Origin of the sequence: Streptomyces sp. Go-475 (assembly GCF_003330845.1) — a bacterium.
Lineage (GTDB): Bacteria > Actinomycetota > Actinomycetes > Streptomycetales > Streptomycetaceae > Streptomyces.
In genome coordinates this window covers 691,102-706,042 of sequence record NZ_CP026121.1, presented here as the reverse complement: position 1 = coordinate 706,042, position 14,941 = coordinate 691,102, and the positions used below count along the sequence as shown (strand labels likewise).

At 71.3% G+C, this 14,941-nt stretch carries 12 protein-coding genes and 1 pseudogene; 7 read left to right on the top strand and 6 right to left on the bottom strand.

Annotated elements, in window-relative coordinates; translation table 11 throughout:
• The first annotated feature begins 434 nt into the window (after positions 1–434).
• Positions 435–653, top strand: coding sequence for a hypothetical protein (locus tag C1703_RS39190; protein WP_232840398.1), 219 nt, complete (start codon positions 435–437; stop codon positions 651–653).
• Between the two features lie 86 nt (positions 654–739).
• On the opposite strand, the gene C1703_RS03145 is transcribed toward C1703_RS39190, so the two are convergent.
• Together C1703_RS03145 and C1703_RS03140 are read right to left on the bottom strand one after the other, a co-directional pair.
• Positions 740–1,720 carry an NADPH:quinone reductase gene (locus C1703_RS03145; RefSeq protein WP_114250426.1) on the bottom strand — a complete coding sequence of 327 codons (981 nt, stop codon included), beginning with the start codon at positions 1,718–1,720 and terminating at the stop codon, positions 740–742.
• A gap of 20 nt (positions 1,721–1,740) precedes the next feature.
• On the bottom strand, positions 1,741–2,301 hold the full coding sequence (locus tag C1703_RS03140) for a PadR family transcriptional regulator (protein ID WP_114250425.1): 561 nt from the start codon (positions 2,299–2,301) through the stop codon (positions 1,741–1,743).
• A 90-nt stretch (positions 2,302–2,391) separates the two neighbouring features.
• Here C1703_RS03140 and C1703_RS03135 point away from each other — a divergent pair, with 90 nt between their 5' ends.
• Positions 2,392–2,811 carry an ester cyclase gene (locus C1703_RS03135; protein WP_114250424.1) on the top strand — a complete coding sequence of 140 codons (420 nt, stop codon included), beginning with the start codon at positions 2,392–2,394 and terminating at the stop codon, positions 2,809–2,811.
• A 236-nt stretch (positions 2,812–3,047) separates the two neighbouring features.
• Here the strand turns inward: C1703_RS03135 and C1703_RS39535 are convergent.
• Positions 3,048–3,334, bottom strand: a pseudogene (locus tag C1703_RS39535) (hypothetical protein); the annotation flags it as partial.
• A 363-nt stretch (positions 3,335–3,697) separates the two neighbouring features.
• Between C1703_RS39535 and C1703_RS03125 the strand changes: the two are divergent.
• A complete protein-coding gene (locus C1703_RS03125; RefSeq protein ID WP_114250423.1) occupies positions 3,698–4,936 on the top strand; it encodes a SpoIIE family protein phosphatase in 1,239 nt (412 codons plus the stop codon).
• Here the strand turns inward: C1703_RS03125 and C1703_RS03120 are convergent.
• The 3 genes from C1703_RS03120 to C1703_RS03110 form a co-directional block, all read right to left on the bottom strand.
• A complete protein-coding gene (locus C1703_RS03120; RefSeq protein WP_232840730.1) occupies positions 4,923–6,041 on the bottom strand; it encodes an acyltransferase family protein in 1,119 nt (372 codons plus the stop codon). The two genes, C1703_RS03125 and C1703_RS03120, sit on opposite strands and share 14 nt — an antisense overlap.
• A 327-nt stretch (positions 6,042–6,368) precedes the next feature.
• Positions 6,369–8,003: a cellulase family glycosylhydrolase gene (locus tag C1703_RS03115; RefSeq protein ID WP_114250421.1), complete on the bottom strand. Its 1,635-nt coding sequence runs from the start codon at positions 8,001–8,003 to the stop codon at positions 6,369–6,371.
• 72 nt (positions 8,004–8,075) lie between these two features.
• Entirely contained in the window at positions 8,076–9,176 is a 1,101-nt protein-coding gene (locus tag C1703_RS03110; protein ID WP_114250420.1) for a GDSL-type esterase/lipase family protein, read from the bottom strand.
• Positions 9,177–9,418: 242 nt separating this feature from the next.
• Here C1703_RS03110 and efeU point away from each other — a divergent pair, with 242 nt between their 5' ends.
• From efeU to C1703_RS03090, 4 genes are all read left to right on the top strand, one after another.
• Positions 9,419–11,653, top strand: coding sequence for an iron uptake transporter permease EfeU (gene efeU, locus C1703_RS03105; protein ID WP_114250419.1), 2,235 nt, complete (start codon positions 9,419–9,421; stop codon positions 11,651–11,653).
• Positions 11,654–11,703: 50 nt separating this feature from the next.
• Positions 11,704–12,978 carry an iron uptake transporter deferrochelatase/peroxidase subunit gene (efeB, locus tag C1703_RS03100; protein ID WP_114257270.1) on the top strand — a complete coding sequence of 425 codons (1,275 nt, stop codon included), beginning with the start codon at positions 11,704–11,706 and terminating at the stop codon, positions 12,976–12,978.
• A 221-nt stretch (positions 12,979–13,199) separates the two neighbouring features.
• On the top strand, positions 13,200–14,054 hold the full coding sequence (locus tag C1703_RS03095; protein WP_114250418.1) for an ABC transporter permease subunit: 855 nt from the start codon (positions 13,200–13,202) through the stop codon (positions 14,052–14,054).
• A complete protein-coding gene (locus tag C1703_RS03090) occupies positions 14,051–14,938 on the top strand; it encodes a carbohydrate ABC transporter permease (protein ID WP_114250417.1) in 888 nt (295 codons plus the stop codon). Before C1703_RS03095 ends, C1703_RS03090 begins: the two co-directional genes overlap by 4 nt.
• Positions 14,939–14,941: the final 3 nt, after the last annotated feature.

Here is a 14,941-nt window from a genome sequence, read left to right as displayed (position 1 = left end):
CCGGTTCTCCGGCCTTGGGTTGTCCGGCCTTCGGTCACGGCTCCCGGTCCTCCGGTCTCCGGTCGCGCGGTCGGCTCGACCGGCGGGCGTGCCGGAAATTCGTTCGCCGGCGCTCGGGGCCTTGGCCGGCCTCCCGCGCGTGGGCACCACCGATCCCAAGGACCTGGTCCGGCGCGGGTATGACGCGGTCTCCCGGCGCTACGACGAGGTGGAACGTGTCCTGCTGGTCAGTCCGGAACCCGCCGACGTCCTGAGCGCCATCATCACCCGCATCCACGATCCGCGTATCGGAGCCGTCCCCTTCGTCGTCGCTTACGACTACAAGGAGCACGTGTGGAACCCGCCGGTGCCGCTGCTGTTCCACTACGACCGCAGCGGCCTGCCCACCCCACATCGCCCAGGTCATCGCCGGACACGCCGACATCGACACCACCATGGGCTACAACGCGAGCTACCCGGTCGAAGCCATCGCAGCCCACCGCGCGTTCATCGCCCGCCGCCGCTCCCTGCGGCCCAGCGAGGAACACCGCACCCCCACCGCAGAGGAATGGGATGCCTTCCTCAGCCACTTCGAGCGCCGCAAGCTCTCCATCGGCATCTGCGCTCGCGCGTTCGGTACCTCGTGCATTCACGAACACGCCCGCGTCCGCTGACGAATGCGAGGGCCGGCTGGGCGAGTTGGAAGGACTACGGCACCCCACCCCACGGCCCGAGTGATCAGCCCTCGTGCCGGCACAGTTCAGTTGGGAATGGTCACCAGGACGCGACCTCGGCCGCCGGTATCGACACGGTCTTGCGCTTGGGCGATCTTCTCCAGCGGATACACGTCGCCGATGGCGACGGTCAGCATGCCGACCGCGGCTGCGGCGGTGAGGTCGCGGGCCGCCTGCCGTTTCGCCGTTTCGGCGAAGTCGTCGCTGCCGAGCATGCGCAGCGTGACGTCGTTGAACAGCATGGGCCAAAAGGGGAGTAGGGGCCGGTCGTCCCGGGTGGCGTAGGCGGCGATCACCGCGCCGTTCGCGGCGACGGCGTTGTCCAGGTCCGCATTGTCCGACAGGGCCACCTCGATGATTCGGTGCACGCCGTCGGGAGCGTGCGCGCGGATCGCGGCGGCGGGGTCGTCCCCGTCGAGCGCCACGGCGTGGGAGACCACGGCGGGGTCGAGGCGGTTCAGGTCGCTGCCATGGCGCACGGTCCCGATCACGGTCGCGCCGCCCCACCGGGCGAGCTGCGCGGCCAGGGAGCCGACGCCGCCGAGCACCCCATGCACGAGCACGAGCTGTCCGTCGACAGGCCCGTCGCTGAACACGGTGCGGTGGGCGGTGACCCCAGGGATGCCCAGGCCTGCACCGAGTTCGTCGCTGAGGTGGTCGGGTAGCGGGACGGCCAGATCCGCAGGCACGACGCTGTACTGGGCTGCGGTGCCGAAGGGGCGGTAGGACTGGGCGCCGTACACCCATACCCGTTGTCCCACGCGGTGGGCGTCGACTCCGTCGCCCACCGCGTCGATGACTCCGGCGGCATCACTGTGCGGGATCACCCGCGGGTAGGGCATCGAGGAGCCGAGCCAGCCGCGCCGCTTCTTGGTGTCGCCGGGGTTGACGCCCGACACGGTGACGCGGACGCGGACCTCGCCGGGGCCGGCGGTGGGGTCGGGTAGTTCGCCGACGTGCAGGACATCGGCGGCAGGGCCCTGTTCGTCGTACCAGGACGCAAGCATGGACGTACCTCCAGGGCCGGTCAGCTCGCGGGTTCGTCGAGCGGGAAGGGAATGCTCTCGGTGGGCTCGTCACCGTCCAGAACGGCGTGCAGCCAGGCGCGTTCGGCGCTGCTGATGGCACGGGCGGTGAGCAGCATGCCGCGCCGGTAGGGGTCGGCCACCTCCTCGGCCCGCAGCGGCCTGTCACCGTCGTAGAAGAAGCTCGCCGGCTCCTCCAGGAACTCAAGCCGTCTGCGCAGCACCGCGTGCTGTTCGGACACCTCGGGCAGGTGCGAGAGGAACGCCAGGATAGTGAAGAAGCGGGTGAAGTCGGTGATCTCGTGGTCGGCCGGCTTGCGCAGCCTCTTCAACAGTTCGGTGCGCCCTGCGCCGGTCAGGCTCACTACGTAGCGCGCTGGGCCCGCAGCCGGGTCGGCGCGCCGCTCCAGCAGGCCCGCCTTGGTGAGACGGTTGATCGCCGGATACAGACTGCCGTCGCTGACCGGCCGCGTGTACCCGGTCAGCTGCGAAACCCGCCGGCGCAGCTCGTGCCCGGGAAGAGCACCCCCGGCCAGGAAGCCCAGTATCGCTAGTTCCAGCATGCCTTCAGTATCCCACAATCACATCGAAACGATGTACACATCGAATCGATGCTACCTTGAGCGGAACACCACCGCCAGGAGGAGAGGAACATGCCGCCCGAAGCCGTGAAGTCGCTGATGAACCGCTTCGTCGAGTTCATCAACACAGCCGATGAGGATCTTGGCCGCGAGGTCATCTCTCCCGACGCGGTGTTCCACGCACCGAGTCATCCGGAGCCGCTTCGAGGTCCCGAGGGCTACATGGAGGTCATCGGCATGATGCGCAGTGGATTCCCGGACGTGCAGTGGAGCCTGGAGGAGATGATCGGGGAAGACGACACGGTGGCTGCACGGTTCACCATGCGCGGCACGCACGACGGTGAGTTCTTCGGCATCCCCGCAAGCGGCAACAAGGTCTCGGTGCAGGCCATGAATTTCTACTACCTGGCCGACGGCCGGATTGTCGGCGAACGAGGTCAACCCGACCTCCTTGGAGTCATGCAACAGATCGGTGCGGTACCGGCACCATGAAGCAGGCAAGGAGTATCCGGCCTCGAACTGGTCGAGCGTCGAGGGGGGCAAGTGCGCTCGCTGCTCGGAGCCGTGCGAGAAGTACGGCTTCAAGGCCAACCCGCTGTGCCGGAACTGCTTCGCTGCGGTCGCCGCAGAGCGGGGGCCGGGCGTGCGGCAGAAGGGCTGCAACGCCTGAGACCGTCTCGTGCCGGGCGAGCAACCCGACTGCCGGTCGACGGGCGGCGCCCTCCGGCCCACAGGACGCGTACTGGTACACCCTTCCGCTCTGCGTATGCGACCACGTCCGCTGTCCCGCCGTACCCCCGGGCCGGTTTCCCGTCCCACACCGCGATCAGGTCGTCGACGCGGCCCACGAGGATCTCACTGGCGGCCTGGTGTGCCTCGGAGGTGGACTCGGGCATGCCGGTTTCGCGGACATCGGCGGCGCTGCTGTACAGCCCGTCGTGGACGGGGTGGTGTCACTCCGGGGGCTCTCGCGGTACTTGGAGGCGGGAACGGCCACTTCAAGCCGCCCGCCGCGGGTCGGGGAGCCGACCGGGCCGGGCTGGCATCTGCCCGTCTGGCCACGGCAGACGAGGTGCCCCCGGCCCCCGGATGGCGGCGAATCGCCTCCGGCGTGTGGCTCTTCGAGGGGAGCCCTCGAAAGACACGGTCGACGGCGTGGTGCGCGGCGGGCTCTACGGCTACAGCGAGTAGTCCGTCGCCCACTTCGTGAAGGAAAGGCAGACGTGAGGAAGGACCGCCGGCCCGCGGTGACCGCGTGCGGCGCGGTGAGCCGGCCCCGGCGCCCGGGCCGCGGCGGTCGACCGTTGGGCCCGGACCCTGGATCGCTCGTAGATTGGTAGGGCGGGCAGCCGGGCTCGCGGACCGAAGAGAGCGCGCCATGGCAGCGGACATCGACTTCACGGCCTTCTTCGACGCCACCCCGAGCCCGTACCTGGTGCTGGACACGGACCTGGTGATCCGCTACGCGAACCGGGCCTACCTGGAGGCCACGAAACGGACCGGTCCGGAGTTGATCGGGAAGTACTTCTTCACCGCCCTCCCCGCGAACCCCGGCACTGCAGCCGACGCGGAACGCAACCTCAAGGCGTCCCTGCGCCGGGTGCTGGACACGGGATCCCCGGACACCCTGGTCCTGCAGCGGTACGACATTCGCGCCCCCGGCCGGCCGAGCGGGTACGAGGAGCGGTGGTGGTCCACCATCCACACCCCGATCCCGGCCCCGGACGGCACGGTCGCCTGGATCGTCCAGCGCTCCGAGGACGTCACCGCCTTCATCCGGTCCGGCCGGGCCCGCCGCCTCACCGAGGAGTTCACCGAACGGGAGAAGGGCATGGCGGCCGAGCTCTACGTGCGCGCCCGCGAGCTGCACCGGCTGAACCAGGAACTGCGCGAGGCCCACAGCCGCGCACGCCAGGTCGCCGTCGCCCTGCAGGAAGCCATGCTCCAGGACCGCGACCTGACCCGGCACGACGACAACATCGCCGTGCGCTACCTGCCCGCGACGCGATCGCTCAACGTGTGCGGCGACTGGTACGACGTCGTCGACCTGCCACCCGACCGCTACGCCGCGGCGGTCGGGGACGTCGTCGGCCACGGCCTGCAGGCCGCAGCCGTGATGGGCATGCTCCGCAGTGCCCTGAGCGCGGCCATCCGGGCCATCCCCAGCCCCGCCCAGGCCCTGGAGGTCCTCGGCCTGTACGCCCGCTCCGTCGACGGCGCGATGGCGGCGACCGCGGTCAAGGTACTCATCGACACCCGCAGCCGACTGATCATCTACAGCAACGCCGGGCACCTGCCCCCGGTCCTGGTCCATGCCGACGGAACCTGCGAGCTGCTGGACCAGGCCACCGACCCGCCGCTCGGCGCCCGGCCCTACCACGTCCCCCGGCCCCAGGCCGGGGTGTCCTACACGCCGGGCGACACCCTCGTGCTCTACACCGACGGGCTCGTCGAGCGCCGCGACGAGGACATCGACGCCGGCCTGGGGCGCCTCACCTCGGTCCTCTCGCGGCACAGCGGCCTCGCCCCGGACCCCTTGGCGGACGCCGTGCTGGACCGGCTCGGCGTCACGAGCGGAGCGCCCGACGACATCGCCCTGGTCGTCATCCGCCTGTGACGCCGTGAGGCCTGCCGGCGGTGTTCCGCTCCCGTGCGCCCTCGCGCGCGTCCCGGCGGAACGCCCACGCCAGGTCGGGCTCCACCACCCAGCGCAGCGGCCGGCGCACCGGCGGGGTGCACAGCGCCGTCACGACCACGGCGGCGACGGCCGTCACGACGATCTCGCCCACGGGCCGGTGCACCCACGCCGGGTCGTACCAGCCCCAAGTGTACTTGGACCCCTGGGCGACGAAACCGTGCAGCAGGTAGCCGTACAGCGTGCCCGCGCCCAGCACGGTGAACCAGGTCCGGCGCCCCGGCACCCAGGCCAGGAAGCAGGCCGCCAGGACCAGCGAACAGCCGAAGGTCACCAGCGTCATGACGGGCCCGTACCAGGACGGCGCGGCGAGTTCCGCGGCGCTGTCGCGGTGGTAGAACCAGGCGCCGGTCATCCGCGGGACCGCCCAGTAGGCCACGGCGACCGCGCAGGCGAACACCGGCACGGCGAGGATCCGCACCGCGCGGCGGCGCACCAGCTGGAAGTGCTCCGGCTTCAGCACCAGCCCGAGCACGAAGTACGGCAGGAACTGCAGCGTGCGCTGCAGGTCGAGGTCGTTGCCGATGGACGGGGAGAGCGTCGCCAGCATCGCGACGACGAGGGCGAGGGGCAGCGGCCACCGCACCTGCCGCCACACCGGCGTGGTCAGGCGCCAGATGAACAGCGCGGCCAGGAACCAGGTCAGGTACAGCGGATCCAGCAGGCTGACCGGACGGTCGGGCTCCTGGTCCGTCCACCGGGTGAACAGGGTGTACGCCGTCTCGAACACGACGTACGGAACGGCGAGCCCGGTGACCAGACGCCTGATCCGCCCCGGGCCGGCGTCGAAGGAGCGCGAGAAGTAGCCGGAGACGATGATGAACGCCGGCATGTGGAACGCGTACACGACCATGTACAGCGCGCTGACCGTACGGCTGCCGTCCCGCAGCGGCTCCCAGGCGTGCCCGACGGCCACCAGCACGATCGCCAGGTACTTGGCGTTGTCGAAGAAGGCGTCGCGCTGCCCGGCCGGCTCCCTCGCGGGCTGCGCCGTCCGTTCGGCCGCGGTGGCCGGGACCGGGCGCATGCGCAGGGTGTCCTCGCTCATCGGGCCCCCTGAGCGGTGTGCCGGGAACCCGGAGGGGTGCGGACGCGTCTTGCCGGAGATACGGCTGCGGGGTGCCGGTGCGACATCCCCGCCGCCTGACCGCTGCGGAGCGGCGTAAACCGCCCACGGGGGTGGTGTAGTACGGATCACACGGATCACACGGATCACGCGGATCACACGGATCACGCGGATCACGCGGATCACGCGGATCACGCGGATCACGCGGATCACGCGGATCACACGGATGGCGAGGGTGCCGCCGGGCCCGGGGCGCACGGGTCCGGCGGCACGTCGCGCGGTGCCGTGTCAGCTCACGGAGCAGTCGGCGCCGTTCAGCGTGAACGCCGTCGGGCTCGGGTTCGCGGTCCCCCGGGTGGCCGTGAAACCGAGGGTGACCGAGCCCGCCGCGGGGATCGTCGCCGTGTACGAGGCGGCCGCGACGCTCACCTGGGAGCCGGTCTGCGTCGCCGTTCCGCCCCAGAGGTTGGTGATGCGCTGGCTGTCGGGGAAGGTCCAGCGCAGCGTCCAGCCGTTGATCGCCGACGCGCCGGTGTTGCGAAGGGTGATCTCGCCCTGGAAACCGCCGGGCCAGCTGCTCGTCACCCGGTAGCCCACGCCGCACGCCGACGGCGACCCGCCGGGCGCGGTCGTGACCGTCACCGTGCCCGAGCGGGGCGAGCGGTTGCCGGCGGCGTCGCGGGCGTAGACGGCGAAGGTGTGCGCGGTCGCCGGGGACAGCCCGGTGACGGTCGCCGTGGTCGTCGCCGTGGTGGTGGCGACCGTCTCCGTGCCGCCGCTGATCCGGACGACGTCGTAGCCGGTGACGCCCGCCGTGTCGGTGGAGGCCGCCCAGGTCAGGGTGACGGACGAGGACGTCACCCCCGAGGCCCTCGGGGTGCCGGGGGCCGTCGGGGGAGTGGTGTCGCCTCCGCCGGAGGAGTAGATCGCGGCCTCCTTGGCGGTGGCGGCGATGCCGTTCGCGCCGTTGAAGAGCCGCTGACCCCAGGACGTGAGCTGGTTCGGGTCGAAGTTCGTGACCATGTCCAGGTACTCGACCCCGCCGCCGTTGCCGCTCCACGACCAGCCGAGATAGCCGAGGCGGAGCTGCTGGGCGACGGCCAGGATGGTGTCCTCGTCCGGGTTGCCGTCCGAGTGGTCGTGCCCGAACTCGCCTACGACAATGGGGAGTTCGGCGGTGACGAAGCGGTTCAGGTAGTCGGTGATCTCGGCGGCCGTGTCGAAGACGCCGTACATGTGGATCGAGAAGACGGTGTTGGCGTCCGGGTCGGCGGCGAAGACCGAGGCGGCGTTGTCGCGCATGGTGAACGCCCAGTCCTGGCCCCAGTTGGGCGCGTCGACCATGATCGTGTGGTCGAAGCCGGCGCCCCGCAGCTTCTGGATCGCCGCCTTGGTGTCGGCCGTCCACGCCGAGTAGTTCGTGTTGCCGTACGGCTCGTTGCCGATGTTGACGATGACGTAGTCCTCCTGACCGGTCAGCGCGCTCTGCACGCTGATCCAGTAGTCGGCGGCGCGGGAGAGCGTGACGGCTCCGCTCTGCTCGCCGTAGCCGGTGGTGTCGTGCACCTCCAGCACGCAGATCAGCCGGTTCTGCTTGCACTGGGAGACCACGTTCGCCACGTCGGCGGTGTCGTTGCGGGTCCAGCGGTCACCGCTGGAGAGGACCACGCGGACCGTGTTGGCGCCCTTGGCCTTGATGTGGGCGAGGGAGCTGATCCGGTCCGCGTACCAGGTGTGCGCGTGGTTGACGCCGCGCATCACGAAGTCGTTCCCGGAGGCCTCCAGCAGCCGGCCGTTCTCGACGCGGAAGCCGGTGGGGGCCGCCTGCGCCGGGGTGCTGAGGGAGAGGAAGGAGAGGAGGAGTCCGAGGAGGGCGGCGGCGACGACGGCCGGCCGGGGGACGGAGGGCGGGCGGGGTCTCATGGCGGCTCCAGAGGTGGGGTGAGGTAGGGGTGGGGCCTGTTGCCGTGTCAGTTCCTGGTCGTCTTCGCCGTGTCAGTTCCCGGTGGCCTTCACCGTGCACGTGACGGTCGCCGCCGGGGTCCCGGCCGTTGCCGGTGCGGTGGCGACGAAGCCGAACGTGGCGCTCGCGCCGGGGGCCAGCGCGCCGTTCCACGCCGCGTTCGTGACGGTGGCCGTGCCGTCGGCGGCCGTCGTGAGCGTGCCGTTCCAGACCTGGGTGAGGCGTGCGCCGCCCGCCGGGACGACGGTCGCGGTCCAGCCCCGGACGGCAGCGGCGGAGGTGTTCGTCACCGTCACCTCGCCCTGGTGACCGCCCTGCCAGGACGAGACGGCCCGGAAGCGCGCGGAGCAGGCGGCGGGATCCCCGCCGGGACCGCCCGGGCCCCCCGGGACGCCCGCGTCGAGGACCGCCGCCAGGGCCGGGAACCAGCGGGCGGCGATCTTCGCGTCGCCCGAGGCGTTGGGGTGCACGCCGTCATAGGTGTCGGTGGCCGTGCTGAAACCCGTCCACTGGTCGACGACGGTGACGGGGGAGCGGTCGGTGCTCGTCGCCCGCGCCCACGCGGGGATCCGCGCGTTGAAGTCGGTGACCCGCTGCGCGCAAGCCGCGCAACTGCTCGGATTCATCGGGATGAGCTGCGCGACGAGGATCCGCATGTCCGGGTTGGAGGCCCGCATCTGCGCCACGAGCTTGGTGTAGGCGGCCAGGATGCGGTCGGGGGCGATGCTGCTCCACACGTCGTTCGTGCCGAAGTGCATGACAACGATGTCCGGGCGCGTGGCCGCCAGCCGTCCGGGCAGCAGGTCCCGGTCGGCGACGTTGGTCACCAGTTCGCCGCCGTGCCCCTCGTTGTCGCCGTCGTGCGCCTGTCCGCAGCCCTGGGGCGGGAGGGTGCCGACGAAGTCGAGATCCTTGTAGCCGCTGTCGGTCAGCCGGTTCCACAGCACCGCCCGCCAGCAGCCCGGCGAGCCGGTGATCGAGTCGCCGAGCGGCATGACCCGGACGGGGTCCGCCGCGGGGGCCGCCGTGGCGCGCGGGGCGAGCGTCAGGCCGAGGGGGAGGAGCAGGGTGGCCAGGAGGCCGAGGAGCGGGACGAGCCGTAGGTGCGAGGACGAGCGGCGGGTTCTGGGCATGGTGGTCCCTTCCCTGGGAGGTGGGAGCGCTCCCACATCATCAAGCCATTGTTGTCATTGACGCGTCAAGAGGAGTGAGCTGGAACAGCCGGCGGCTGTCGCGCGTACTTTTGCCGGGCCATGAGGCATTCATGACCGGATGCCCAGAGTTCCGAGGTCATGATGGTCCGCGTCAGTAAGGCATGCCTTGGCTAAGTCACTTGAGGGTGCGTCGGGGCACGGGGCCGGGAGGGTCGCGGTACATGTGGGACGACGCGTTTCCGAGTTTCCTGATCGGACTCAGGGAAGGACTGGAAGCCGGCCTCATCGTCTCCGTGCTGGTCGCCACCCTCGTGCGCGCGGACGCCAAGTCCCGTCTGCCGCAGGTGTGGACGGGGGTGCTGGCCGCGATCGCGCTCTCCCTGAGCTTCGGCGCGGTCCTCACCTTCACCGCCGCGTCCCTGTCCACCACCGCCCAGGAGGCCTTCGGCGGCACGCTGAGCATCGTGGCCGTCGCCTTCGTCACCGCGATGGTGTTCTGGATGCGCCGTTCGGCCCGCAACCTGGCGGGCGAGATCAAGGAGAAGGTCACCGAAGCGCTGGCGATGGGCGCGGGTGTCCTGGTGCTCACCTCGTTCCTGGCGGTGGGGCGTGAGGGCCTGGAGACCGCGCTGTTCCTGTGGACCACGGCCCGTGCGGCGAACGAGTCGGCCGGGCCGCTGACCGGCGCGGGCGTCGGACTCGTCCTCGCGGCCGGCCTGTGCTGGGGCCTGTACCGGCGGGTGCTGCGCATCAACCTCACCCGCTTCTTCACCGTCACCGGCGCGGTGCTCGTCGTCATCGCCGCCGGCGTGCTCGGCTACGGGCTCCGCGACCTCCAGGAGGGCGGGGTCCTGCCCGGCGGGACGGCCTACGCCTTCGACCTGAGCGGCAGCATGGACGCGGGGTCCTGGTACAGCACCCTGCTCCAGGGCGTGCTCAACCTGACGCCGACGATGACGTGGCTTCAGGTGGCGGGGTACGCCGGGTATCTCGCCGTGGTGATGACGCTGTTCGTGCGGGGGGTGTCGGGGGTGCGCACCGCCCGCGGCGCGGGGGCCGCGGGGGGTGCGGGGGTCGCTCCCGACGGGCGCGCGGTGGCGGCCGGACCGGTTCCTGCCGAGCCCGTCGAGGCTGCCGCCCGGAGCGCGGCGGTACGGCTGCGCGACCTCCTTCGGCCCCGGGCCGCCGCACCGCAGGCCGAGGCCGGCGCGCCGGTTCCGCGTCCGTCCGACGCCTCGGGAGAGGGCGAGGCCGCCGCACCGCTCCAGCCCTCCACCCCGCCCCGGCCCCCCGCCCGTCGCCGCCCCGCCTGGCTCGTCCCCGTCGCCGTGGTCGTCGTGCCCGCGGTGCTGGCCGGGCTCGTCGTCGCCCTGGCGCGGCCGAAGCCCAGCGGGGGCGAGACCGTCGCCGTCTCCGAGACCGACTGCGGTCAGGGGTTCACCGCGCCCCGGCCGGGACGGCAGACCTTCCAGATGCGCAACACGGGCGACAAGACGTCCGAGGTGTATCTCATCGACCCGGCCACCCACGCGGTCTACGGCGAGATCGAGGGCCTGGCCCCCGGCACCACGCGGGACCTCGTCGCCACCGTGGCGGGCGGCAGCTACGCCTGGCGCTGTGTGCCCACGGACGGCAAGGCCGTCACCTCCAAGGCGGTGCGAGTCGCCGGCGCCGCCGGCAGCACGGCCGTCGTCCCCGTCTCCGAGCGGGACCTCGCGGCGCCGCTCAAGGCCTACCGCGCGTACGTGGACCGCGGGTTGGCCACCCTGGTGCGGCAGACCCGCAAACTCGACGACGACATCCGCTCCGGCCACCTGGGCACGGCCCGCGCCGACTGGCTCACCGCCCACCGCACATACGCCTCCCTGGGCGCCGCCTACGGCACCTTCGCGGACTTCGACCAGAAGATCAACGGCCGGCCCGACGGTCTGCCGGGCGGGGTGCGCGACAAGGACTTCACCGGTTTCCACCGGGTCGAGTACGGCCTGTGGCACGGGCAGTCCGCGGCCCAGCTCAAGGGCCCGGCCCAGCAGCTGGCCGACAACGCCGAGGGGCTGTGGAAGGCCTTCCCGCACCAGGACTTCGACCCCTCCGACCTGCCCCTGCGCGCCCACGAGATCCTGGAGAACACCCTCCAGTTCGAGCTGACCGGCGACACCGACCAGGGCAGCGGCACCGGACTGGCCACCGCCGACGCCAACCTCGCCGGCACACGCGAACTGCTCACCGTCCTCAGGCCGCTGCTCACCAGCCGCGCCCCGCGCCTGCTCCCCACCGTCGACGCCGACATCGCGCGTCTGCAGGCCCTGCTCGACTCCGAGCACCGCGCGGGCCGCTGGACCCCCGTCGCACGGCTCGACCGGACCGCGAAGGCCCGGATCGACGGGGCCACCGGTCAGCTTCTCGAAGACCTCTCCCCGGTGCCGGACCTGCTCGAGATCAGGAAGTCCGCGTGAGCACCGAACGCCACCCGCACCGCTCGGAACACCCCGAAGGGAACGCCCCCATGCCGTCCGCCGACACGCCCCCGCCGGGCTGCCCCGCCCACACCGGCCGCCGTTCCTTCGTCAAGACGGCCCTGGGCGCCGGAGCAGCCGGAGCCGTGCTGGCCGGAGGCGGGTTCGCGCTCGCCGAGGCCGGCAGCGGTACGGCCCGGGCCGCCGAGGGGTCGGCCGCCGGCCCGGTGGCCTTCCACGGGCCCCACCAGGCCGGGATCCTCACCCCCGCGCAGGCGGCCGCCACCTTCGTCTCCTTCGACGTGATCGCCGACGACCGCAAGGAACTCGCCGAGCTGCTGCGGACGGTGACGCGGCGGGCCCGTTTCCTCACCTCCGGCGGCACCCCCACCGACCTCGGCGTCGGCGCCCCGCCGTCGGACAACGGCATCCTCGGCCCGGTCGTCCCCGCCGACGCGCTCACCGTCACGGTCGGCGTCGGCGCCTCCCTGTTCGACGACCGCTACGGACTCGCCAAGGCCCGGCCGCGCCGGCTCACGCCCATGCGGACCTTCCCGAACGACAACCTGAACCCGGCCGAGTGCCACGGCGACCTGTCGCTGCAGCTCTGCGCGGCCCGGCAGGACACGGTGCTGCACGCCCTGCGCGACATCGCCAAGCACACCCGGGGCGCGATGCAGATCCGGTGGCGGATCGACGGCTTCCAGAACGGGCCCCGGCCCAGCGGAACCCAGCGCAACCTGCTGGGCTTCAAGGACGGCATAGCCAACCCGGACGTCGCCTCGGCCCGGGAGATGGACCACCTCGTGTGGGTCGGGGCCGGGCAGGGCGAACCCGGCTGGGCGACCGGCGGCAGCTACCAGGTCGTCCGGATCATCCGCATGCTCGTCGAGTTCTGGGACCGGGTCTCGCTGAACGAGCAGGAGCTGATGTTCGGCCGGCGCAAGGACACCGGCGCCCCGCTGGACGGCGCCAAGGAGACCGACAGCCCCGACTACGCCAAGGACCCGCACGGCACCGCCATCCCGCTCGACGCGCACATCCGCCTCGCCAACCCGCGCACCGCGGCGACCGACGACTCCCGCATCCTGCGCCGGGGCTACAACTACGACCGGGGCGTCGACGACGTCGGCAACCTCGACATGGGCCTGGTCTTCTGCTGCTACCAGCAGGACGTGCGGCGCCAGTTCGAGGCCACGCAGACCCGGCTGATCGACGAACCCCTCGTCGACTACATCTCCCCGACCGGCGGCGGCTACTTCTTCGCCCTGCCCGGCGTACGGGACTCCTCCGACTGGCTGGGCAGGGGCCTGCTCTCGGCCTGACCCGGTGTCACCCGACGGGAAGTCCCGTGTGGTCAGAAGTGTTGACCGCGCAGTGAAAGCGTTTTAACTTCCCCTCACCGGACACGCCGAGGTGAGGGGGCGCCGTGGCAACTGCCTTACGGGAACCAGCAGGTGTGAAGGGGGTGAACCCGGATCGCCGTCGCCCCGCAAGGACGAAGCGCTCGCGTAAAGGTTTTCAGAGCCGGTCGCTGTTCCTGCTCATGCTGCCCGGTCTCGCCTACTTCCTGCTCTTCCACTACGGCGCCCTCGCCGGCAACGTCATCGCGTTCAAGGAGTACGTGCCGTTCGACGGCCTGTGGGGCAGCCCCTGGGTGGGGCTCGGCAACTTCCAGCGCATGTTCGACGACGCGGCGTTCTGGGACTCGGTCCTCAACACCCTCTGGATCGCCGTCCTCCAGCTGGTCTTCTACTTCCCGGTGCCGCTCGGCCTCGCCCTGCTGCTGCACACGCTCACCTGGTCCTCGGTGCGCCGGTTCGTGCAGTCGGTGGCGTATCTGCCGCACTTCATCTCGTGGGTCATCGTCGTCGCGCTGTTCCAGCAGGTGCTGGGGGACACCGGCCTGCTCAACAGCGGCCTGAGCGGGGCCGGGCTGCACACCGTCGACATCATCGGCAACCCGGACGCCTTCCAGCCGCTCGTCGTCGCCCAGGTCATCTGGAAGGACGCCGGCTGGGGCACGATCATCTTCCTCGCCGCGCTCGCCCAGGTCGACGAGCAGCAGTACGAGGCCGCCGCCATCGACGGCGCCGGACCCTGGCGGCGCTTCTGGCACGTCACCCTGCCCGCCATCCGCCCGGTGATCGTGCTGCTGCTCATCATGCGGCTCGGCGACATCCTCTCCGTCGGCTTCGAACAGATGCTGCTGCAACGCGACGCGGTCGGACCGGAGACCGCCGAGGTCATCGACACCTTCGTCTACTACCAGGGCATCGTCGGCGGCGACTACGGATTCGCCGCTGCCGCGGGCCTGTTCAAGGGGCTCGTCGGCGCCCTCCTCGTCTACGCGGCCAACAAGGTCGCCCACCGCCTCGGCGAACAGGGGGTCTACCGGTGAGCGCGTCAGCCCGCCCCGGCTGGATGGAGAGGCCCCGGCCGCTCACCCAGGCCGCGAAGGCCCTCGCCCTGGCCGCCGTCGTGCTGCTGGTCTGCGTGCCGTTCCTGGTGATCGTGTCGACGTCCCTGGCCTCCACGCAGGAGGTCGTCGACAACGGCGGCTGGGTGCTGTGGCCCACGGAACCCTCCCTCGACGCCTACCGCGACATCTTCGACGGCGGCATCGTCACCCACGCCCTCGGCGTCAGCGCCGGTGTCACGATCGTGGGCACCCTGCTCAGCCTCGCCTGCACGGTGACCCTGGCCTACGCGCTGTCCCGCCCCGGCGTCCTCGGCGGCAAGCCCGTCCTGCTGCTGGTGCTGTTCACGTTCCTCTTCCCGCCCGGCATGATCCCGAGCTTCCTGCTCGTCAAGGAACTCGGCCTGCTCGACTCGTACGCCTCGCTCGTGCTGCCCGTCCTGGTCAACGTGTTCAACCTGGTCGTCCTGCGCGGCTTCTTCCAGTCCATCCCCGAGGAGCTGTACGAGGCGGCCCGGCTGGACGGGGCGGGGGACTGGCGGGTGCTGGTGTCGGTGGTGCTGCCGCTGTCCAAGGCCGCACTCGCCGTCGTCGGCCTGTTCTACGCCGTCGCCTACTGGAACTCCTGGTTCTACGCCTCGCTGTACCTGGAGAGCGACCACTGGCCCCTCCAGCAGGTGCTGCGCACCTATGTGGTGGCGGGCGCCGGGCTCACCGACGCGACCACCGGCGAGGCCACCGTCACCGCTCCGCAGACCGTGCAGATGGCGGTGCTCGTGATCGCCACCGTGCCGATCCTGCTCGTCTACCCCTTCCTCCAGAAGTACTTCACCAAGGGCGTGCTCACCGGCGCCATCAAGAGCTGACAC

Bases quoted from the DNA above. Each gene is read 5' to 3' on its own strand.
- C1703_RS39190 (WP_232840398.1), top strand. From the start codon at position 435: ATGGGCTACAACGCGAGCTACCCGGTCGAAGCCATCGCAGCCCACCGC.
- C1703_RS03145 (WP_114250426.1), bottom strand. From the start codon at position 1,720: ATGCTTGCGTCCTGGTACGACGAACAGGGCCCTGCCGCCGATGTCCTG.
- C1703_RS03140 (WP_114250425.1), bottom strand. From the start codon at position 2,301: ATGCTGGAACTAGCGATACTGGGCTTCCTGGCCGGGGGTGCTCTTCCC.
- C1703_RS03135 (WP_114250424.1), top strand. From the start codon at position 2,392: ATGCCGCCCGAAGCCGTGAAGTCGCTGATGAACCGCTTCGTCGAGTTC.
- C1703_RS03125 (WP_114250423.1), top strand. From the start codon at position 3,698: ATGGCAGCGGACATCGACTTCACGGCCTTCTTCGACGCCACCCCGAGC.
- C1703_RS03120 (WP_232840730.1), bottom strand. From the start codon at position 6,041: ATGCGCCCGGTCCCGGCCACCGCGGCCGAACGGACGGCGCAGCCCGCG.
- C1703_RS03115 (WP_114250421.1), bottom strand. From the start codon at position 8,003: ATGAGACCCCGCCCGCCCTCCGTCCCCCGGCCGGCCGTCGTCGCCGCC.
- C1703_RS03110 (WP_114250420.1), bottom strand. From the start codon at position 9,176: ATGCCCAGAACCCGCCGCTCGTCCTCGCACCTACGGCTCGTCCCGCTC.
- efeU (WP_114250419.1), top strand. From the start codon at position 9,419: ATGTGGGACGACGCGTTTCCGAGTTTCCTGATCGGACTCAGGGAAGGA.
- efeB (WP_114257270.1), top strand. From the start codon at position 11,704: ATGCCGTCCGCCGACACGCCCCCGCCGGGCTGCCCCGCCCACACCGGC.
- C1703_RS03095 (WP_114250418.1), top strand. From the start codon at position 13,200: ATGCTGCCCGGTCTCGCCTACTTCCTGCTCTTCCACTACGGCGCCCTC.